Here is a 19,305-nt window from a genome sequence, read left to right on the forward strand (position 1 = left end):
CGTGCCCGGCGATCCCGGGCATTCCCACGAAGGAGTGCAAGTGAAACGACGCACCATGCTCGCCGTCACCGCGGCGAGCGCGACGATGATGACGGGGCTCGCGTTCGGCCCCGCCGCAATGGCCGCCCCACCGGCCGCCGACCCGGGCACGTCGCCGTCGGCCGCCCAGCGACTCGACAACCGCCCGGGCCCCCTCACGAAGTCCCAGAGCGAGCAGCGCAAGCTCGCGCAGCAGCTCGTGCGCCAGGGCAAGGCCACGCCGAACGACGACGGCGTCGTCGCGCTCGGCGCCGACAAGTTCGCCGAGACCGCCGTGACCGGCACCGGCCGGGTCTTCACGATCCTGTCCGAGTTCGGCGACCAGGGCAGTGGCAAGCTCGGCACGGTGCCGGGCCCGCTGCACAACGAGATCCCCCAGCCCGACCGCAGCGTGAACAACAGCACGCACTGGATGGCGGACTTCAACAAGGCCAGCTACGAAGACCTGTTCTTCGGCGAGGGCGAGTCGTTCGCCGACTTCTACTCGAAGCAGTCGAACGGCAACTACACCGTCGACGGCGAGGTGAGCGACTGGGTGCAGGTGCCCGGCAACGCCTCGACCTACGGCGACAACTCGGTCGAGGACTACGGCGGCGCCTGGCAGTTCATCGAGGACACGGGCAACGCCTGGTACGACGAGCAGGTCGCCGCGGGCAAGACCGAGGCCGAGATCAAGGCCGAGCTCGCCTCGTTCGACGTGTGGGACCGCTACGACGCCGACGGCGACGGCAACTTCGACGAGCCCGACGGCTACCTCGACCACTTCCAGGCCGTGCACGCCGGCGAGGGCGAAGACGCCGGCGGCGGCGCGCAGGGCGAAGACGCCATCTGGTCGCACCGCTGGTACGTGAACTCGACCGACTACGGCACGACCGGCCCCGAGGGCGCCAAGTTCGGCGGCTCGCAGATCGGCGACACCGGCTTCTGGATCGGCGACTACACCGTCGAGGCCGAGAACGGCGGCCTGGGCGTGTTCGCGCACGAATACGCGCACGACCTCGGCCTTCCCGACTTCTACGACACCAACGGCGGCGAGAACTCGACCGCCTTCTGGACCCTCATGTCGAGCGGCTCGTGGCTCAACCACGGCGGCGAGGACATCGGCACCACGCCGAACTACATGGGCCCGTGGGAGAAGATGCAGCTCGGCTGGCTCGACTACGCGGTCGTGAACAAGGGCGAGTCGGGCTCGTACACGCTGAGCCCCGCCGCGCTCCAGACCGACGGCCAGGAGCAGGCGCTCGTCATCGACCTGCCCGACGAGGAGATCGAGCAGACGTACACGACGCCGTACTCCGGCGCGAACGCCTGGTGGACCTCGAGTGCCGACGACCTCAACACGACCCTCACCCGCACGCTCGACCTGAGCAAGGTGAAGTCGGCGACCGTCACGGCGAAGGCCTGGTACGACATCGAGGCCGGCTACGACTACTTCTACGCCGAGTACTCGACCGACGGCGGCGCGAGCTGGCTGCCGGCCGGCAAGTCGCTCAGCGACACCTCGAACGGCAAGTGGACGACGCTGCGGTACTCGGTGCCCGGCGGCTCGGCCGACACGCAGTTCCGGTTCCGCTACCAGTCCGACGGCGGCGTGCACCTCGCCGGCGCGTTCCTCGACGACATCGTCGTGAAGTCGGGCGGCACGACGCTGCTGACCGACGACGTCGAGGGCGGCGCGAACGGCTGGACGGCCGCGGGCGGCTTCACGATCAGCGACGGCACCGCGACCTCGACGGGCGACCGGTACTACCTGGCCGAGAACCGCACCTACGTCGGCTACGACGCGACGCTCCAGAACGGTCCGTACCAGTTCTCGGAGGGCATCACGCGGCCCGACTGGGTCGAGCACTTCGCCTTCCAGGAGGGGCTGCTGATCTGGGCGGTCAACGAGGCCTACACCGACAACAACACGATCGACCACCCGGGCGACGGCCTCGCGCTGCCCGTCGACGCGCGTTCGGCGAAGTTCACCTACCCCGACGGCACCGCGCCGAGCAACCGGCGCCAGCCGTTCGACGCGACCTTCGGCCTGAAGGACTTCACCGACGTGGTGCTCCACAAGCAGGTCGTGGTCGGCAAGGGCAAGAACCAGACGGTCGAGTCCGTCGGGGCCGCGGCCCCGGGCGAGGCCCAGGACGCGACGTTCGACGACTCGGACGTGAACGCGTTCAACGACCCGTCGAACCCCCTCGGCGGCGTCAAGGTCGCCGGCGAGGGCGTCACGGTCACCGTCACCTCGCAGGTCACGGGCGGCACCATGGGGGTCACCGTGAACTACCCCGCGAACTAGCCTCGGCTGCTCGCACGAACGGGCCCGTCTCCGCGAGGAGGCGGGCCCGTTCCCGTTCGCGCACGTTGCGACGCGGATGTCGCCGCCCACGCCGATCGCGTCGGTCCCGCGGATCGCCGCGTCGCGGATCTACGCTCTCCCTGAGCCGACGCGAAGGGAGCCGCCGATGGCCGAGCCCGTGTACCCGCCGCCGCCGTCGGAGTCGCTCAACACGATCGAGCAGATGCGCGATGCGGTGTTCTTCGACGAGCCGGGTCGGGTGCGCCGTATCCAGCGCTTCTGGATCCTGCTCGTGCTGTCGTCGGCGATCGCAGCGAGCGGAGTGATCGGCGACTCGACCGCGACCGTCATCGGCGCCATGATCGTCGCGCCGATGATGCTGCCCATCCAGGGCACGATGCTCGCGACCGTGCTCGGCGAGCGGGCGAACTTCGTGCGATCGCTCGTCACGATGATCGCGGGCGCCCTCGCGGCGATCGCGATCGGCTACCTGTGCGGCCTGCTCGTCGTCGTGCCCCAGACCGCGGCGACGAACGCGCAGATCGCCGAGCGGGCGACGCCCGACCTCATGAGCCTGTTCGGCGCGCTCGCGACGGGCGCGGTCGCCTCGATCGCCCTCGTGCGCAAGGACATCTCCGACACGCTGCCCGGCGTGGCCATCGCGATCTCGCTCGTGCCGCCGCTCGTCGTGGTCGGCGTCGCCGCCGAGTCGGGCGACTACGCCGCGTCGATCGGGTCGCTGCTGCTGTTCGTCGCGAACGTCGCGGCCATCCTCGGCACCGGCGTCGTGGTGATGGCGCTCTACCACGTGCAGCGCTGGGGTGCGATGGCGGTCGCCGCCGGGGCCCCGCGCATCGCGACCGGGTCGATGGCGCTCACGCCCCTGAGTCGCCGGCGCTCGCACATCGCGATCTCGGTCATGCTCGTGCTCGTCGCGATTCCGCTCACGCTCTCGACCTATCGCACCGTGACGACGACCACGCAGGCGTCGAACGTCGACGCGGCGGCGAACTCATGGGCCGACGACGAGGACCTCGAGGTCGTCGAGATCGCGACCGAGTCGCCCGGCTACGTGGTACGCGTGACCGGTGGCGACGCGATGCCCGATGTCGCACCGCTGCAGAAGTCGCTCGATGCTGCCGGCGTCGACCCCTCGACCGTCGCGGTCGAATGGGTGCCGACCACGCGGGTCGACCTCGGCGGTTGATGGCCTCGGACGACCGCAGATGACCGGGGCGGGCCGGCGAGCGCGCGCCCGAGTGCGGTCGGGACCGTTCAGCGTCGCCGCAGCCAGTCGCCGAGGAGAGCGCGGAACGCCTCGGGCTGCTCGACCCACGGGTAGTGGCCGCACGCATCGAGGAATCGCAGGTCGGCGCCGATCGCGTCGGCGTAGGCCTCGACGGTGCGCACGCCGACGAGGATGTCCTCGTCGCCCGCGATCACGAGCGCGGGGCGGGCCGGTGCGGCGCGAACGAGCTCGGCGGCGTCGGCGGGGATGTCGGCGAAGTACGCGTCGAGCGAGGCGAGCGACCATTCGCCGACGGCGGCATGCCGCTGCTCGCGCTCGGTCCAGCGGGCGTAGCCGGCGGGCCCCTCGAGTTCGCGAGCCCGCTCGAACTCGGCCTGGTCGCGCGGCTCGGGCCCGGTCAGCGAGTCGAGCGCCCGATCGACGAGCGGATCGTGCCGCCGGCGTGCGAGCTCGACGCTGTCGCGCGGCGCATCGGTGAACCACGCCGCGGCCGGGGTGACGAGGGCGAGGCTCCGCACCCGCTCCGGCGTTCGCGCCCAGGCGGCGAGCGCCAGTCGGGTGCCCGCCGAGTGGGCCACGACGTCGACGGCCTCGAGGCCGAGGTGGTCGGCGAGGTCGACGAGATCGTCGGCGTCGGTCCACCAGCCGCGCGACAGCCCGCCGGTCGTCGGGGTTCCGCGCGGGTGCAGCACGGCGAGCGGTCGCCCCGCGAGATCGGCGGCGCCGGCCAGGTCCTCGAGGTAGTCGACCCCGCGGCACGGTCCGCCGGGAACGACGATGGCCGCGGCATCCCCGTTCGTCTGACCGATGACGTGAAAGGCGATGCCGGTGCCGTCGCGCGCGGTGAAGGTCTGCACCCGCCCGACGATACCGGTCCCGCACGAGGTGCGGGCTCGGGGCATCACATGCCGGCACCGCCGATCGGGGGCCCCGGGTCCTCGGCCTCGCGCTCGAGCCTGCGCTCGCGGTTCAGCCGATCGAGCTCGGACCGCTCGACAGACCCGGCGTCAGCGGGCGGGGCACGCCGTACGCGAGCCGCACGCACCACCATGACGATCATCAGGAGCACGGCGACCCCGACGGCCGCCCAGATCAACGCGTCCACGACGAACCTCCGCTCGAGCGGTCGGGTCGAGCCGAACGTACGCCGCGGCGCGTCCCCGCCGCAAGCGCGGCAGGACGACCGGAACGCGAACGGGCCCGCCTCCGGAGAGGCGGGCCCGTTTCTGCGGCGCGGGGCAGGGGTGCGCCGCAGTTCCGCGCACCGTTCGGCGGCGGGGTCTGCGGTGATCTAGCCGGCGAGCAGCGTGAGCGAGTCGATCACGCGGTTCGAGAAGCCCCACTCGTTGTCGTACCAGGCGACGACCTTGATGTGGCGGCCGTCGACGCGGGTGAGCTCGGCGTCGAAGATCGACGAGTGCGGGTCGCCGACGATGTCGCTCGACACGAGCGCCTCGTCGGAGTACTCGAGCACGCCCTTGAGCGGGCCCTCCGAGGCGGCGGCCTTGTAGGCGGCGAGCACCTCGTCGAGGGTGACGTCCTTCGAGACGGTCGTGTTGAGCTCGACGATCGATCCGACCGGCACGGGCACGCGCATCGAGTCGCCGTTGAGCTTGCCGTCGAGCTTCGGCAGCACGAGGCCGATCGCCTTCGCGGCACCGGTCGAGCTCGGCACGATGTTGACGGCGGCGGCGCGAGCGCGGCGGGGGTCGGAGTGCGGGGCGTCCTGCAGGTTCTGGTCCTGCGTGTACGCGTGGATCGTCGTCATGAAGCCGTGCTCGATGCCGGCGAGGTCGTCGAGCACCTTCGCGAGCGGGGCGAGCGCGTTGGTGGTGCACGACGCGTTCGAGACGATGGTGTGCAGTTCGGCGTCGTACGCCTCGGTGTTCACGCCGTAGGCGAGGGTGACGTCGGCGCCCTTCGACGGGGCCGACACGAGCACCTTCTTCGCGCCGGCATCGAGGTGGGCGCGGGCGGCGGTCGCGTCGGTGAAGCGCCCGGTCGACTCGAGCACGACGTCGACGCCGAGCTCGCCCCACGGCAGCTTCGCAGGGTCGCGCTCTGCGAGCACCTTGACGCGACGGCCGTCGATCACGAGCACATCGCCGTCGACCTCGACGGGGTAGCCGAAGCGGCCCGCCGTGCTGTCGTACTTCAGCAGGCGCGCGAGGGCCGCGGGGTCGGTGAGGTCGTTGACGGCGACGAGCTCGAGGTCGGCGCCGCGCTCGACGAGGGCGCGCACGACGTTGCGGCCGATGCGTCCGAAACCGTTGATGGCGATGCGGGTGGTCATGCGGGGATGGGTCCTTTCAGTCCGCGATACCCCCACTCTGCGGTGCGGATGCCTCGGGCGGGAGTGGCACGCAAGACAGTGCTCGTAAGGATCTCGCCAACCCGGCCGTGCTCTCCCCGATAGCCTGAACCCCATGCCCTACGCCCCGCTCGCCGATGCCCGCGACACCGACCGTCTCAGCCTGCGGCTGTGGGACGAGTGGGACGCCGACGGCTACCGCCTGCTCGTGTGCGAGCGCGAGGAGGCGCGCGCCGAGCGAGAGGGCGACCGGGTCGACGAGGGTCGTCTGCTGAGCCTCGACGAGGCACGCGCCGAGGTCACCGGCGCCCGCGAGAACGCGCCCCGTCGCGGCATCCATTGCCTGACACTGCGGTTGCGCGGCAGCGACGAGTTCCTCGGCTACTGCGGACTCGTCGTCGGCCGCTCGACGATCGACGAGCCCGAGCTCGCCTACGAGCTGCTCCGCAGTGCGCACGGGCACGGCTACGCGACCGAAGCGGCGGCCGCCGTCGTCGACGCGGCCCGCGAGACCGGCCGCGACCGGCTCTGGTCGACGGTGCGCGCGTGGAACACGCCGTCGTTCCGGGTGCTCGACAAGCTCGGGTTCCGGCGCGACCACTCGACGGCCGACGAGCTCGGCGAGATCGTGTGGAGCGTGCTCGACCTGTAGCCGCCCCGGCTACTCGCCGCGTGCGAAGGTCTGCCGGTAGTCGCTCGGCGAGGTACCGAGGATGCGCTTGAAGTGCAGGCGCAGGTTCGCCCCGGTGCCGAGACCGGCACGCGCCGCGATCTGCTCGACGCCGAGGTCGCTGCGCTCGAGCAGTTCGCGCGCCATGTCGACCCGGGCGCGCAGCACCCACTGCATGGGCGTGTAGCCGGTGTCCTCGACGAATCGGCGCGAGAAGGTGCGCGGCGACACGTTCGCATGCCGGGCGAGGTCGCCGAGCGCGAGCGGTTCGTCGAGCCGGCGCAGCGCCCACTCGCGCGTCGCCGCGAACACCGGGCCGAGCTCGGGCGGCAGGCTGCGCGGCACGTACTGCGCCTGGCCGCCCGACCGGTAGGGGGCGGCGACGAGCCGCCGGGCGGCGTGGTTCGCGACGCCGACGCCGTGGTCGCGCCGCACGAGGTGCAGGCACAGGTCGAGTCCGCTCGCGGCACCGGCTGAGGTGAGCACCTGTCCCTCGTCGACGAACAGCACGTTCGCATCGACGTTCACGAGCGGATGCCTCGCGGCGAGCGCCCGCGTGTAGTGCCAGTGCGTCGTCGCGCGGCGGCCGTCGAGCAGCCCGGTCGCGGCGAGCGCGAACGCGCCCGTCGAGATCGCGGCGAGCCGGGCGCCGCGCCCATGGGCGGCGCGCAGCGCATCGACGACCGCGGCCGGCGGGTCGTCGCGATCGGGGTGCCGGTAGCCGGGGATGAAGACGGTCTCGGCCCACTCGAGGGCCTCGAGGCCGTCGGCCACATGGTACGAGAGTCCGTCGCCGCCGGTCACGAGCCCCGGCGCGGCTCCGCACACCCGCACCTCGTACGGCATGCTCGCGCGGGTCGAGAACACCTGGGCGGGGATGCCGACGTCGAGCGGCTTCGCACCCTCGAGCACGAGCACGGCGACGCGGTGAGGACGACGGGTCATGCGGCAAGAATGCCATGCAGCGCAAGCCTCATGCCAACCCGCGACGGGCTGCGCCCGGTCGCCCGCGCCGCGACGATCGGGCCATAGGGTGAACGGACCCTGCACTGCTCCAGCCGATCCGAACGATCACCGAGGTGCCGATGAGCGAGTCACGAACGATCCAGCCCGAGTCCGACGACCTCGAGACGGGTGCCCGGCGGATGCGGCCCTGGCAACTGCTCCTCGTCGGCATGGGAGCGGCCCTGCTCGGACTGCTGCCGTGGCTGCTCACCGGCATGCGACTGCCGCTGCAGAATCTCTGGGCGACCGACACCCTGCCGGATGACATGCCGCTCGTGCTGCTGCCCTTCAGCCAGTACTCCCTGTCGACGATCGCCTCGCTCCTCGTCGTCGGGGCGGCGGCCGGCGGACTCGCCGGGCGCACCCTCCGCGCTCGCACACCCGCACGCGGGTTCGCACTGCTGTTCTTCGGCGTGCTGCTCGTCGACGTCGTCGCGGTCGCGCAGAGCGCCGCGACGGTCGGCCCTGGCCTTCGCGACGACACCTGGTCGGCCGTCTACCTCGCCGGCGTGCTGACGGTCGCGGTGCTCGCCGTCGGCATCGGCGCATCGGTGCTCTGGCTCATCGGCCGGGCTCCGCAGGCCGGCGCGGTGGTCGGCATCGCGATCGCCGCGGTCCTGCTGCCGGGATGGCTGCACCTGCTCATGGCGCCGCGCGGCCCGGCCTTCGCCGGCGAACCCGAGTGGCTCTGGACGGCGGTGCGGTGGGTGCCGTCCGTGCTCATCGGCCTCGCGATCGCGTGGGCGGGCGTCCGCACCGCCGGGCGGATCATCGCGGCGATCGCCGCCCTCGCCCTGCTGTGGCTCGCGCCGGCCCTGATCACCGCGGCGTCGGCGGCACTCGGCAGCCGGGTGCTCGCGCGCGTACCCGGCGAGATGCTCGACTACGGTGCGGGTGTGTTCCGCCTGGCCGCGACCGACCCGGACCTCGTCGTGAAGCCGATCGTCGTGGCCGTCGTGGTCGCCGCGGTCGGACTCGCCGTCCGCGCGCTGCTCGCCCGCCGCACCGCCGCCCGCGCGGGCACCGGCGGCGAGGCGTCCGGGGCCTGATGCCGCATCCCGCGCGACGGTCAGAGCAGTCCGCGCCGCGCGAGGCCGCGATAGAGCTCGTCGATGCCGAAGGTCCACGGCGCGACCGTCTCGCTGTGGCGCACCCTGTTGATGAGGGCGCCGAGCCTGGGCTCGCGGATCGTCACGACGTCATCGAGCCGGTGCGTGAACCCGTGCCCGGCCTCGTCGCGATCCTGGATCGGCGCGAACAGGGTGCCGAGGTAGAGCACGAACCCGTCGGGGTACCGATGATGGGCGCCGACCGTCTGTGCGACGAGATCGGCGGGATCGCGACTGATGCGCTCGAGCGGGCTCGTCGCCTCGAGCCGGAACCCGTCGGCACCGTCGACCTCGAGGGTCACGACCGCGCGCCGCACGTCGTCGAGGCCGTAGCCGTCGTCGAAGAGCCGGATGAACGGGCCGACCGCGGCCGAGGCGTTGTTGTCCTTCGCCTTGCCGAGGAGCAGCGCCGAGCGGCCCTCGACGTCGCGCAGGTTCACGTCGTTGCCGAGCGTCGCCCCGACGATGCGCCCATCGGAGGCGACGACGAGCACGAGCTCGGGCTCGGGGTTGCTCCACGCCGACGTCGACAGCACGCCCACGTCGGCACCCGACCCGACGGTCGAGAGCACCGGTGCCTTCGTGAAGACCTCGGCGTCGGGGCCGATGCCGACCTCCAGGTACTGGCTCCAGAGGCCCTGCTCGATGAGCAGCTCCTTGAGGGCGGCCGCCTCGGGCGAACCGGGCACGAGGTCGTCGAGCGTACCGCCGATGACGGCGAGCACCTCGTCGCGCACGTCGGCCGCCGACTCGGCTGCGCCCAGGGCGCGCTCCTCGATGATGCGCTCGATCATCGACACCGGGAAGGTGACGCCGGCCGCCTTCACGACGTGCAGGTCGATCGGCGAGAGCAGCCACGGCCGGCCGGGGGCGCGCACGTCGTCGGGCGTGTTCGCCACGATCTCGGCGAGCGTGCCGAGCACGGGTCCGTCGGCAGCGGCGAGTGCGGCGGCCGGGTCGGGCAGCTCGGTGAGCGCGCGCATGGTCGCGAAGTGCATGCTGACGTCGACGACGCCCGCCTCGCGGATCGCCACGACGCTCGGCCCGCCGACGGCGGGATCGAAGACGCGGCCGGCGAGCGTGCCGGCCGTGCCGTCGACCGGCAGCATCGCGGCGGCGTCGGCGGTGGGGTTCGGCTCCTGGCTCACGGACTCGAGCATCGCAGGATCGGCGGCCGCGCGCATCAACACCGGCGGCGGCGCGCCCCTACGATCGGAGCATGACCGACCCGAACGGCCCCTGGTGGACCGGCGACGACGATCTCGGCGGCATCGGCCTCGCCCGCTTCTTCGCTTGGACGGGCCTCCTCCTCGGCGCCGGTGCGCTCGTCATCGCGCTGTTCGCCCCGCTCGAGGGCGATGCGCTGCGCACGGTGTGGATCGTGGGGTTCGGGTGCGCCGCGATCTGGGTCGCCGCGATGGCGATGCCGCGCTACCGGCGCGCAGGGGTGCGCACCTCCTGGACGGTGCGCGCGGCCTTCGCGCTCGGCGCACTCGCCGTCGTCGTCGCCTGCTACGCGTTCGTCGTGATCTGGCTCGCCTCGACGGGCATCGAGCTGCCCGCTCCGCCGTACTGGTTCGCGCCCGAGCGGGCGCCGGTCGGGGTGATCGAGGCCTCGTCGGTCGCGTAGGGAGCGGAGCGACCGGTTTCGAGGCCGCGCCGTCGGCCAGGGCCGCGGCCGCGTTCTCGATGCGCGCTTGGCGCTACTCGACCGACCCGACGGAGTCGAGCGCCGCGAGCACGCGCGGCACCGAGCCGCCGAGGTTCCACTCGTCGGCGAGGCGCTCGAGCGCTGCACGACGGTCGCCCGCGACCGGCCGCAGGTGCGCGTCGACCTCGGGCAGGTCGAGGTCGCGCACGACCTCGACGACCGTCGGCGCGACGGCGAGGTAGTCGGCGGCCGCGACGAGCTTCGTGCGCACGCCGGCCGACATCTTCGCCGAGGCGTCCCCCGCGGCCTCGATGATGCCGTCGAGGTCGACGAACTGCTGGATGAGCCCCGCCGCGGTCTTCTCGCCCACGCCGGCGACGCCCGGCAGGCCGTCGGAGTTGTCGCCCCGCAGCGTCGCGAAGTCGGCATACTGCTCGGGCAGCACGCCGTACTTGCCGACGACGACCGCGTCGGTGACGATTTCGAGCTTCGACATGCCGCGCGCCGTGTTGATCACGCGAACGGATGCCTCGTCGTCGACGAGCTGGAACAGGTCGCGGTCGCCCGTCACGATGTCGACGGGCCGCCCGGCGCCGGTGGCGAGCGTGCCGATCACGTCGTCGGCCTCGTGCTCGGCTGCGCCGACGATCGGCACGCCGATGAGCCCGAGCACCTCGCGGATGAGCGGGATCTGCTTGACGAGCCCGGGCGGGGTCTCCTCCACGTCGACGCCGCCCGGCACCGCGCGCTCGACCCGGTGCGCCTTGTAGGTCGGGATGAGCGCGACGCGCCAGCCCGGCCGCCAGTCGTCGTCCCAGCAGGCGATGAGCTCGGTCGCCTCGAAGTCGACGGTGAGCCGGGCGATCATGTCGAGGAGCCCCCGCACCGCGTTCACCGGGGTGCCGTCGGCGCGCTTGATCGAGTCGGGCACGCCGTAGAAGGCGCGGAAGTAGAGGGAGGCGGTGTCGAGGAGCATCAGTCGGTCGGCCACACCGCCGATCATGGCACGGACCTCCCCCGCGGGCGACCATGCGGGTCGAGGAGGCGCTCAATGGGGAGAATGGAGCGCATGGGCATCACCGCCACGCTGCGCGCCTCGAAGCGCCCGCCCCTGCTGCAGGTCGCGAAGGCGTCGGTCGCGACGATCGCGGCGTGGCTCGTCGCCGGCTGGCTCATCCCCGGGCAGCTCCCCGTGTTCGCCGCGATCGCGGCGCTGCTCGTCGTGCAGCCGAGCGTGAACCAGTCGTTCGGCAAGGCCGTCGAGCGTTCGGTCGGCGTCATCCTCGGCGTGCTCATCGCGACGGCGATCTCGTTGACCGTCGGGCAGAACAGCTGGATCATCCTCGTCGCGATCGTCGTCGCGATGCTCGTCGCGTGGGCGCTCAAGATGACGCCGGGCACCTCCAACCAGGTCGCGATCAGCGCGATGCTCGTGCTCGCGCTCGGCTCGTCGTCGCCCGAGTACGCGCTCGACCGGGTGATCGAGACGCTCATCGGCGCGGCGATCGGCATCGTCGTGAACGCGGCCGTCGTGCCGCCGGTCGCGGTCGCCCCCGCCCGCCGCGACCTCGCACTGCTCGGGGGCGAGCTCGCGGCATCCCTCGAGCGCCTCGCGCACGCCCTCGAGACGCCGCAGTCCGCACCCCAGCTGCAGCAGCTGATGCTCGAGGCCCGTCTCATGCGACCGATGCGGGATGCCGCGGACGCATCGATCTCGGCGGGCGAGGAATCGCTGACCTTCAACCCGCGGCGCTCGGCGCACCGCACCGACCTCGCCGAGATGCGGGCGCTCATCGAGCGGTTGAGTCCGATCGTCACGCAGGTCATCGGCATGACACGGGCGACGTTCGACCACTACGACCCGTCGCTCGCCGATGAGCCGACGGTGCAGGCGATCGCCGAGCAGCTGCGCCGCGCCGCGCACGACGTACGGCTCGCCGTGCATCTCGCCGACGTCGACCCCGAGCCGATGACGTCGGCGATCCCCGCGCTCACGGCGCCGCTCGTGGTCTCGCCGCCGCGCTCGGGCCACTGGATCCTGATCGGGTCGCTCATGGAGGACCTGCGGCGCATCCGCGGCGAGCTGCTCGAGGAGTAGCTCAGCCGTGCGCGGCCGACTGCCCGGCGAAGACGTTGAGCACGATGACGCCCGCGATGATGAGCCCGATGCCGAGGAGCTTCGGCACGGTGAGGCTCTCGCCGAGGAAGAGCACGCCGATCGCCACGATCGCGGCCGTGCCGACGCCCGACCAGATCGCGTAGACGACGCCGATCTCGAGCTCGCGCACCGCCTGCGCGAGCATGGCGAACGAGACGCCGTAGCCGGCGAGCACGGCGACCGTCCACCAGAGCTTCGTGAACCCCTCGGTCTTGCCGATGAAGCTCGTCGCCGCGACCTCGAAGCCGATCGCGAGCGCCAGGTAGACCCATGCCATGCAGCCATGCTCGCATGCGGCCGGGGGCGCGCCCCTATCGCCCGCCCCGGCCGAGGAGCATGATGAACCCGTGGACGGATGGCCGATCGTCGGTCGGGATCACGAGCTCTCGCGGGTGGCGCGCCGGCTCGTCGAATCGCCCGCGTCGGAGCGGCGTCGCGGGGCGCTGCTCGTGGGTGCGCCCGGCATCGGCAAGACACGGATCGCGCGCGAGCTGTACCGGCTCGTGCGCCGGCACCGGCTCGGGGCGGTCTGGGCGACCGCGAGCCGCACGGCGCAGCACCAGCCGCTCGGAGCGTTCGCCGCGTACACGCGCGAAGGCGACGACACCCTCGCACTGCTCGCCCAGCTCGCCGCCGAGATCAGCCCCGGCGACCGGCCGACCGCCGTCTTCGTCGACGACGTGCACGCGCTCGATCCGATGTCGGCGCTGCTCGTGCAGACCCTCGCCCGTCGCCCGCAGACGAGTCTCGTGCTCACCGCCCGCACGCCCGCGCCGCTGCCCGACGTGATCGTCGACCTCTGGAAGGACGACCTCGTCGAACGGATCGAGGTGCACCCGCTCGACGAGGCCGCGACGGGCCGGCTCGCGTCGGCCATCCTCGAACGGCCGCTCGAGGCCGTCGCCGCGCACCGGCTGTGGGAGCGCAGCCAGGGCAACCCGTTGTACATCACCCACATCGCGCAGGACTGGCGCGACGCCCTCGCCGCCGGCGGCGACGACGAGGCTGCCGGCGGGCTCGCCGACGACGCCGACGAACCGGCGACATCACTCCCCTTCGTGCCCGACCCCGCGAGCCCGCTGCCCGCGGAACTCGGCGCGCTCATCGAGCAGACGCTCATCGGGCTCGACGACACCCGGCTTGAGGTGCTCGACGCCGTCTCGCTGCTCGAGCCGTTCCCCCTCGCGGCGATCATCGAGGCCGTGCCGAGCGCCGACGTGCGCCTGCTCGACGAGCTCGAGGCGCGCGGCGTGATCGTCGCGGCGATCGACGACCCGGGGCACCTCATCACGCTGCGGGCCGCGCACCCGCTCTTCGCCGAGGCCCGCCGAGCCGCGATGGGCCCCCTCCGGGCGCGCCGGCTCCGCGGCCGCATCCTCGACGCCGTCGAGCACACGGGCGTCGACCTCGACATCGTCTCCCGCTCGCTGCTGAGTCTCCAGGCCGACGGTTCGAACGGCGGCGGCGACGCCGCGCTCCACCTCGAAGCGGCGGCGACCGCGTTCGCGCGCCTCGACCTCGACCTCACCGCGCGGCTCGCCACGGCGTCGGCCGAGCACGGCGGACCACCCGCGGCGACGACGCTCGCCGCCTACGCCCTGTCGCTGCGCAGCCACGGCGAGGCGGCCGCCGCGATGCTCGCGCCGCTCCTCGATGCCGAGCGGCCGCCCGTCGACGCGCTCATCGTCGATTCCGGCAACCGGTTCTTCGTCCTCGGCGACCCCGAGGGCGCGATCGCGCGCACGGAGGCGGCCCGAGCGGCGGCGACCGACGACGGGGACCGCGCCGAGCTCGCGGCGATGCTCGCATGGGAGCACGCCTTCCAGGCCCATCCGGCGCACGCGCTCGACCTCGCCGACGCGGCGCTCGCGCATCCCGGGCACAGCGGCCGGGCCATCGCGTTCGCGACGATCGCCCGGGTCACGGCGCTCGCCTGCGCGGGCCGCAGCGACGAGGTCGCGGCGGTCGCCGAGCCGGGATATGCGGCGGCCCGCGGCGGCTACGACGCCGCCGTGCTGCGCACCGTGCTGCTCGACGCGCACCTGCTCGCCCTGCACCTCGCCGGGCGCATGGGCGAGGCCGCCGACCTCGCCGAGCGGGTGCTCGCCGACGATCGCGAGGCACCCCCGCCCTTCGACAGCCGGCTGCTCAACCTCACCGGACGCGCCCTCGTGCGCAGCGGCCGCATCGCCGAGGGGCTCGTCGCCCTCACGTCGGCGCAGGCTGCGATCGGCGGCCACGACCACACCGGCTGGTCGCCGCTCAACCTCGTCGACCTCGCCGAGGGCGAGGCCCTCGGCGGCGACCTCCGCCGGGCGCGACGCGCGCTCGAGCGGGCGCGGGCCGAGTGGTCGCCCGCGTTCCGCTACCGGCTGCCGCAGCTCGAGCGCGTCGCGGCGCTGATCGACGCCGCCGCCGGCCGGGCCGCCGAGGCCGCGGCCGGCGCGGTGGCGGCGGCCGACCTCGCGATCGAGCAGGATGCCCCGGCGCTGGCCCTCCGTGCCCTGCACGACGCGGTGCGGCACGGGGCGCACGGGCTCCGCGACCGGGTCAGCGACCTCGCCGACGAGCTCGACGGACCCCGCGCGCGGCTCGCGCCCCGGCACGCCGACGCGTGGGATCGCGGCGACGCGGCCGAGCTCGACGAGCTCTCGCGGGCGTTCGAGGCCGACGGCGACCTCATCACCGCAACCGACGCGGCCGCCCAGGCCGCCGTGCACTGGGCCACGGCCGGTCGCGGCGGGCGGGCCGCCGCCTCGCGGCTCCGGGTGCGGGGCATCGAGTCGACGACGGGCCGGCTGCACACGATCGCCGTCGCCCGGGCGAGCCTCGGACCCGATCTCAGCGAACGCGAGGGCGAGATCGCGGCCCTGATCGCCGGCGGGCATTCGGACCGCGAGATCGCCGTGCGCCTCGGGCTCTCGACGCGCACGGTCGAGGCGCACGCGCATCGCATCTACGCGAAGCTCGGCGTCGAGGGGCGCGCCCAACTGCGCGACCTCGCCGACGGCGGCTGACGACGCCGCGAGCGCATCGCCCCGATTTACGTACCCGACTACGTAGGGCGCCGGCACGAGGCATCCGTAATCTTGTCGGCGAGCACCTCGACGAGCCGGCTCCCCGTACGACCGTTGCCCGACGGTCGCGCCTCGCCGAGGGTTGCCGCACCCCGAAGGAGTGCCCCAATGCGGCAGCTACTCGCCCCCGACACCACCAATGCGGAGTTCGACTGGATCGACGCCCGCGTACCCGACCTCGCCTCGCTCACCGCCGGCGAGCTGACCGTGCTGCGCGCGCTCGCGTGCGGCGCCTCGAACGCCGCGATCGCGGCCGGCCTCTTCCTCTCGGAGCGCACGGTCGAGTCGCACGTGCGCTCGATCTTCTCGAAGCTCGGACTGCTGCGCTGCCCCGACGAGAATCGGCGCGTCATCGCCGCCGTCGTGTGGGCGCGGGCGGCGGTGTGAACGAGGTCTGCGCGTCAACCGCGGCGGGCGTCTAGGGTCGTAAGCGGATGCCACGGGGCCGGTTCGTGCGCCCCGCATCCGCCGCACGACGAGCACGCCGCGAGCGCCACGCAGGAGAGGGCCGACGATGACCGCTGAACCGACCGGATTCGACTTCTTCTCGGTCGGCGAGCTGCCTGCGCCGGCGCTGCCGGTCGACGAGGTGCGCGGCATCGTCGCCGCCGAGTGGGGGCTCGACGTCGAACTCGAATCCCTCGGCAGCCAGCAGGACCAGAACTTCCTGGCTCGGGATGCCGCGGCCGACGCCGCCGCCGACGGCGGCGCCCCCCTCGGCGTCGTGAAGATCACGAACCCCGCCTTCACGGCGGCCGAGCTCGCCGCGCAGGATGCCGCGGCCGAGCGCATCGCCGACGGGTCGGGCGGTCGAATGGCGGGCGTCCGCGTCGCGACGACCACGAAGGACGCCGACGGGCGGCCGCGCTCCGTCGTCGCCGACACGAGCGCGGGACCACTCGCGGTGCGACTGCTCGAGTTCCTGGGCGGCGGCACGCTCACGGGCGACGCCTATCTCGCCCCCGCAGTCGTCGCCCGCATGGGCGAACTCGCCGCGACGGCGAGCCTCGCGCTCGCCGACCTCGACCACGCCGGGCTCGACCGGGCGCTGCAGTGGGATCCGCGCTTCGCCGACCGCGTCGTCGAACTGCTCGCGCCGCATCACCCCGACCACTACCGGCGCGAGCTCGTGCAGGGCGCCGCCCGCGAGGCCTGGCGCACCGTCGCCGCCCTCGCCGACGAACTGCCGCAGCAGGCGGTGCACCTCGACCTCACCGACGACAACGTGGTCTGCCGCGTCGAGGGCGGCCGGCGGATGCCCGACGGCATGATCGACTTCGGCGACGTCACCCGCAGCTGGGCCGTCGGCGAGCTCGCGATCACGATCTCGTCGGTGCTGCACCATGCCGGCGCCGAACCCGTCTCGGTACTGCCCGCGGTGCGCGCGTTCCACGCGCTGCGCCCGCTCGCACCCGCCGAGGTCGCCGCGCTCTGGCCGCTCGTCGTGCTGCGTGGCGCCGTGCTCGTCGTGAGCGGCGAGCACCAGGTGCAGCTCGACGGCGAGTCGAACGACTACGCGCGGTCGGCGCTCGACCGCGAATGGCGCATCTTCGAGCAGGCGACCTCGGTGCCGGCCGACGTGATGACGGCGGTCATCGCCGATGCGCTCGGGGTTCACGATTCGCCGCAGGTCGATCTCGGCGCACGAACGCACGACGGGCCCGCACGCGAGCACCGGCTCCCGCCGAGATCTTCGAAGGGGACTGCGACCGCCTCGCCGGCGCGGCTCGACGTGTCGGTGTTCGCCGAGGCCGCCGACGGCGGTGCGTGGCTCGACGGCGAGGCGCTCGAGGCGCGACTCGCGCTCGAGGCCCTCGACGCCGGTGCGTCGGCGGCCTGGCTCGACCGCGGCACGCCCCGGCTGACCGCGAGCCGCACCCTCTCGCAGGCCTCGCCCGCGACGGTGCCGGTCGGCATCGACGTCTGGTACGCCGAACCGCGACGGCTCGAGGCATCCGAGCACCTCGTCGTCGAGGGTGCGACGCAGGACGCCGACGGCGACTGGATCGTGCCCGCGCGCACGCGCGTCCGGGTGCGGCTCGGCCGCGCCGGCACGCCGCACCTCGTGCGGCCCGAGTACGCCGCGGGATGGCTCGCGGTGACGCTCGATCCGGCGCCGATGCTGGGTCTCGATACGGCGCCGCGCGCCGACTCGACCGACCGCGAGTCGCTCATCGGGCGGCGCAACGCGGCCTTCGCCGAGGTGCAGGAGCACTACTACGAGGCCCCGCCGCAGATCGAGCGCGGTTGGCGCGAGCACCTCGCCGACACGGACGCGCGCGTCTACCTCGACATGGTCAACAACGTGACGCCGCTCGGTCACGGCCACGTCGGCCTCGCCGACGCGGTGCACCGGCAGCTGCGCCGGCTCAACACGAACTCGCGGTTCAATTACGAGGCGGTCGTCGAGTTCTCCGAGCGGCTCGCCGGACTCCTGCCCGATCCGCTCGACACCGTGTTCCTCGTGAACTCGGGGTCGGAGGCCGCCGACCTCGCGATCCGCGTCGCGCTCGCCGCGACCGGCCGGCGCGACGTCGTGAGCGTGCTCGAGGCCTACCACGGCTGGACCTACGGCTCCGACGCCGTCTCGACCTCGACGGCCGACAACCCGAACGCGCTCGAGACGCGCCCCGACTGGGTGCACGCCGTCGAGGCGCCGAACTCGTTCCGCGGCCGGTACCGAGGGGCGGATGCCGCGCGCTACGCGCCCGAGGCCGCGGCGCGGATCCGCGAGCTCGCGGACTCGGGCCGGCCCCCGGCCGCGTTCATCGCGGAGACGTTCTACGGCAACGCCGGAGGCATCCCCCTGCCCGACGGCTATCTCGCCGAGGTGTACGCCGCCGTGCGGGAGGCGGGCGGGCTCGCGATCGCCGACGAGGTGCAGGCCGGCTACGGGCGCCTCGGCGAGTGGTTCTGGGGCTTCGAGCAGCAGGGCGTGGTGCCCGACGTCGTCGCCGTCGCGAAGGCGATGGGCAACGGGTATCCGCTCGGCGCGGTGATCACGACGCGCGAGATCGCGGCGCGGTTCCGCACGCAGGGGTACTTCTTCTCGTCGACTGGCGGCAGCCCGGCCTCGTCGATCGCCGGGCTCACGGTGCTCGACGCGTACGAGCAGATGGGGCTGCAGCAGAACGCGGCGTCGACCGGCGCCTACCTCAAGCGGATGCTCGAGGAGCTCGCCGAACGGCACCCGCTCATCGGCGCCGTGCACGGTCTCGGCCTGTACCTCGGCGTCGAGTTCGTGCGCGACCGCGAGACGCTCGAACCGGCGACCGACGAGACGCGCGCGATCTGCGATCGGCTGCTCGAGCTCGGGGTCGTCATGCAGCCCACGGGCGACCACCAGAACGTGCTGAAGACGAAGCCGCCGCTGTGCGTCGAACCCGAGTCGGCCGAGTTCTTCGTCGAGATGCTCGACCGGGTGCTCGGCGAAGGCTGGTAGGGGTCGCCGGTCGATCGAGTGGTCTCGATACGCGTGCTCCTTCGTCGCGCGCTACTCGACCGACGGTTGCGGCTCAGGCGAGCAGGTCGCGCACGGCGAGGCCCCACTCGAACCCGCAGTCGCGGCAGTCGAAGATCGGAGCGTCATCGGTGAGGAACGGGTCGACGGTCTCGGCCTCGACCGCGAGGTCGAGCGGGCCGTAGACGATCGCACGCACGGCGGCCGAACCGCACCGGGGGCACGGCTCGTCGAGCGCCTCGCGCGGGGCTTCGGTCTGCAGCTGGTTCGTCATGGCAGTCAAGCT

17 protein-coding genes are annotated in these 19,305 nt (G+C 73.1%); 9 read left to right on the forward strand and 8 right to left on the reverse strand.

The genetic code is table 11. The features are described from left to right. Window positions 1-40: 40 nt before the first annotated feature. Both ACWGPE_RS14485 and ACWGPE_RS14490 read left to right on the forward strand, forming a co-directional pair. Window positions 41-2,329 carry an immune inhibitor A domain-containing protein gene (locus tag ACWGPE_RS14485; RefSeq protein ID WP_376930570.1) on the forward strand — a complete coding sequence of 763 codons (2,289 nt, stop codon included), beginning with the start codon at window positions 41-43 and terminating at the stop codon, window positions 2,327-2,329. Window positions 2,330-2,495: 166 nt separating this feature from the next. Next, entirely contained in the window at window positions 2,496-3,536 is a 1,041-nt protein-coding gene (locus tag ACWGPE_RS14490; protein ID WP_452048959.1) for a DUF389 domain-containing protein, read from the forward strand. Between the two features lie 68 nt (window positions 3,537-3,604). On the opposite strand, the gene ACWGPE_RS14495 is transcribed toward ACWGPE_RS14490, so the two are convergent. From ACWGPE_RS14495 to gap, 3 genes are all read right to left on the reverse strand, one after another. Beyond that, entirely contained in the window at window positions 3,605-4,435 is an 831-nt protein-coding gene (locus tag ACWGPE_RS14495) for an alpha/beta fold hydrolase (RefSeq protein WP_452048960.1), read from the reverse strand. Window positions 4,436-4,479: 44 nt separating this feature from the next. Further along, entirely contained in the window at window positions 4,480-4,683 is a 204-nt protein-coding gene (locus ACWGPE_RS14500; RefSeq protein WP_452048961.1) for a hypothetical protein, read from the reverse strand. Window positions 4,684-4,869: 186 nt separating this feature from the next. Then, window positions 4,870-5,871 (reverse strand): type I glyceraldehyde-3-phosphate dehydrogenase, encoded by a 1,002-nt coding sequence (gene gap, locus ACWGPE_RS14505; RefSeq protein ID WP_452048962.1) that lies wholly within the window; start codon window positions 5,869-5,871, stop codon window positions 4,870-4,872. A gap of 133 nt (window positions 5,872-6,004) precedes the next feature. Between gap and ACWGPE_RS14510 the strand changes: the two genes are divergently transcribed. Continuing rightward, window positions 6,005-6,541 (forward strand): GNAT family N-acetyltransferase, encoded by a 537-nt coding sequence (locus tag ACWGPE_RS14510; protein WP_231429842.1) that lies wholly within the window; start codon window positions 6,005-6,007, stop codon window positions 6,539-6,541. 9 nt (window positions 6,542-6,550) lie between these two features. Here ACWGPE_RS14510 and ACWGPE_RS14515 read toward each other — a convergent pair whose 3' ends face one another. After that, window positions 6,551-7,504 carry a GlxA family transcriptional regulator gene (locus tag ACWGPE_RS14515; RefSeq protein ID WP_452048963.1) on the reverse strand — a complete coding sequence of 318 codons (954 nt, stop codon included), beginning with the start codon at window positions 7,502-7,504 and terminating at the stop codon, window positions 6,551-6,553. A 140-nt stretch (window positions 7,505-7,644) separates the two neighbouring features. On the opposite strand from ACWGPE_RS14515, the gene ACWGPE_RS14520 reads away from it, so the two are divergent. Next, complete coding sequence (locus ACWGPE_RS14520) at window positions 7,645-8,613, forward strand: hypothetical protein (RefSeq protein ID WP_452048964.1); 969 nt, start codon at window positions 7,645-7,647, stop codon at window positions 8,611-8,613. 20 nt (window positions 8,614-8,633) lie between these two features. Here the strand turns inward: ACWGPE_RS14520 and ACWGPE_RS14525 are convergent, their stop codons facing one another. Next, window positions 8,634-9,833 carry a fumarylacetoacetate hydrolase family protein gene (locus tag ACWGPE_RS14525; protein ID WP_231429839.1) on the reverse strand — a complete coding sequence of 400 codons (1,200 nt, stop codon included), beginning with the start codon at window positions 9,831-9,833 and terminating at the stop codon, window positions 8,634-8,636. A 59-nt stretch (window positions 9,834-9,892) separates the two neighbouring features. Here ACWGPE_RS14525 and ACWGPE_RS14530 point away from each other — a divergent pair, with 59 nt between their 5' ends. Continuing rightward, the gene (locus ACWGPE_RS14530) at window positions 9,893-10,303 is read left to right on the forward strand and encodes a hypothetical protein (RefSeq protein WP_231429838.1); all 411 of its coding nucleotides are present in this window, start codon (window positions 9,893-9,895) and stop codon (window positions 10,301-10,303) included. A gap of 73 nt (window positions 10,304-10,376) precedes the next feature. Here the strand turns inward: ACWGPE_RS14530 and ACWGPE_RS14535 are convergent, their stop codons facing one another. Then, window positions 10,377-11,315: a 5'-3' exonuclease gene (locus ACWGPE_RS14535; protein WP_452048965.1), complete on the reverse strand. Its 939-nt coding sequence runs from the start codon at window positions 11,313-11,315 to the stop codon at window positions 10,377-10,379. A gap of 78 nt (window positions 11,316-11,393) precedes the next feature. Here ACWGPE_RS14535 and ACWGPE_RS14540 point away from each other — a divergent pair, with 78 nt between their 5' ends. After that, complete coding sequence (locus tag ACWGPE_RS14540; RefSeq protein WP_231429836.1) at window positions 11,394-12,422, forward strand: FUSC family protein; 1,029 nt, start codon at window positions 11,394-11,396, stop codon at window positions 12,420-12,422. A gap of 1 nt (window position 12,423) precedes the next feature. Here the strand turns inward: ACWGPE_RS14540 and ACWGPE_RS14545 are convergent, their stop codons facing one another. Further along, window positions 12,424-12,759, reverse strand: a complete 336-nt coding sequence (locus ACWGPE_RS14545; RefSeq protein ID WP_275505293.1) for a DMT family transporter — start codon at window positions 12,757-12,759, stop codon at window positions 12,424-12,426. A gap of 70 nt (window positions 12,760-12,829) precedes the next feature. Here ACWGPE_RS14545 and ACWGPE_RS14550 point away from each other — a divergent pair, with 70 nt between their 5' ends. From ACWGPE_RS14550 to ACWGPE_RS14560, 3 genes are all read left to right on the forward strand, one after another. Further along, the gene (locus ACWGPE_RS14550) at window positions 12,830-15,499 is read left to right on the forward strand and encodes a LuxR C-terminal-related transcriptional regulator (protein WP_452048966.1); all 2,670 of its coding nucleotides are present in this window, start codon (window positions 12,830-12,832) and stop codon (window positions 15,497-15,499) included. 168 nt (window positions 15,500-15,667) lie between these two features. Beyond that, the gene (locus ACWGPE_RS14555) at window positions 15,668-15,946 is read left to right on the forward strand and encodes a helix-turn-helix domain-containing protein (protein WP_231429833.1); all 279 of its coding nucleotides are present in this window, start codon (window positions 15,668-15,670) and stop codon (window positions 15,944-15,946) included. A 127-nt stretch (window positions 15,947-16,073) separates the two neighbouring features. Continuing rightward, the gene (locus tag ACWGPE_RS14560) at window positions 16,074-19,001 is read left to right on the forward strand and encodes an aminotransferase class III-fold pyridoxal phosphate-dependent enzyme (RefSeq protein ID WP_452048967.1); all 2,928 of its coding nucleotides are present in this window, start codon (window positions 16,074-16,076) and stop codon (window positions 18,999-19,001) included. A 73-nt stretch (window positions 19,002-19,074) separates the two neighbouring features. Here ACWGPE_RS14560 and ACWGPE_RS14565 read toward each other — a convergent pair whose 3' ends face one another. Continuing rightward, entirely contained in the window at window positions 19,075-19,293 is a 219-nt protein-coding gene (locus ACWGPE_RS14565) for a hypothetical protein (protein WP_231429831.1), read from the reverse strand. Window positions 19,294-19,305 lie beyond the last annotated feature (12 nt).

It is taken from the genome of Agromyces sp. NPDC055658 (genome assembly GCF_053618155.1).

Bases quoted from the DNA above. Each gene is read 5' to 3' on its own strand.
- ACWGPE_RS14490 (WP_452048959.1), top strand. From the start codon at position 2,496: ATGGCCGAGCCCGTGTACCCGCCGCCGCCGTCGGAGTCGCTCAACACG.
- gap (WP_452048962.1), bottom strand. From the start codon at position 5,871: ATGACCACCCGCATCGCCATCAACGGTTTCGGACGCATCGGCCGCAAC.
- ACWGPE_RS14510 (WP_231429842.1), top strand. From the start codon at position 6,005: ATGCCCTACGCCCCGCTCGCCGATGCCCGCGACACCGACCGTCTCAGC.
- ACWGPE_RS14515 (WP_452048963.1), bottom strand. From the start codon at position 7,504: ATGACCCGTCGTCCTCACCGCGTCGCCGTGCTCGTGCTCGAGGGTGCG.
- ACWGPE_RS14520 (WP_452048964.1), top strand. From the start codon at position 7,645: ATGAGCGAGTCACGAACGATCCAGCCCGAGTCCGACGACCTCGAGACG.
- ACWGPE_RS14525 (WP_231429839.1), bottom strand. From the start codon at position 9,833: ATGCTCGAGTCCGTGAGCCAGGAGCCGAACCCCACCGCCGACGCCGCC.
- ACWGPE_RS14530 (WP_231429838.1), top strand. From the start codon at position 9,893: ATGACCGACCCGAACGGCCCCTGGTGGACCGGCGACGACGATCTCGGC.
- ACWGPE_RS14540 (WP_231429836.1), top strand. From the start codon at position 11,394: ATGGGCATCACCGCCACGCTGCGCGCCTCGAAGCGCCCGCCCCTGCTG.
- ACWGPE_RS14545 (WP_275505293.1), bottom strand. From the start codon at position 12,759: ATGGCATGGGTCTACCTGGCGCTCGCGATCGGCTTCGAGGTCGCGGCG.
- ACWGPE_RS14555 (WP_231429833.1), top strand. From the start codon at position 15,668: ATGCGGCAGCTACTCGCCCCCGACACCACCAATGCGGAGTTCGACTGG.
- ACWGPE_RS14560 (WP_452048967.1), top strand. From the start codon at position 16,074: ATGACCGCTGAACCGACCGGATTCGACTTCTTCTCGGTCGGCGAGCTG.
- ACWGPE_RS14565 (WP_231429831.1), bottom strand. From the start codon at position 19,293: ATGACGAACCAGCTGCAGACCGAAGCCCCGCGCGAGGCGCTCGACGAG.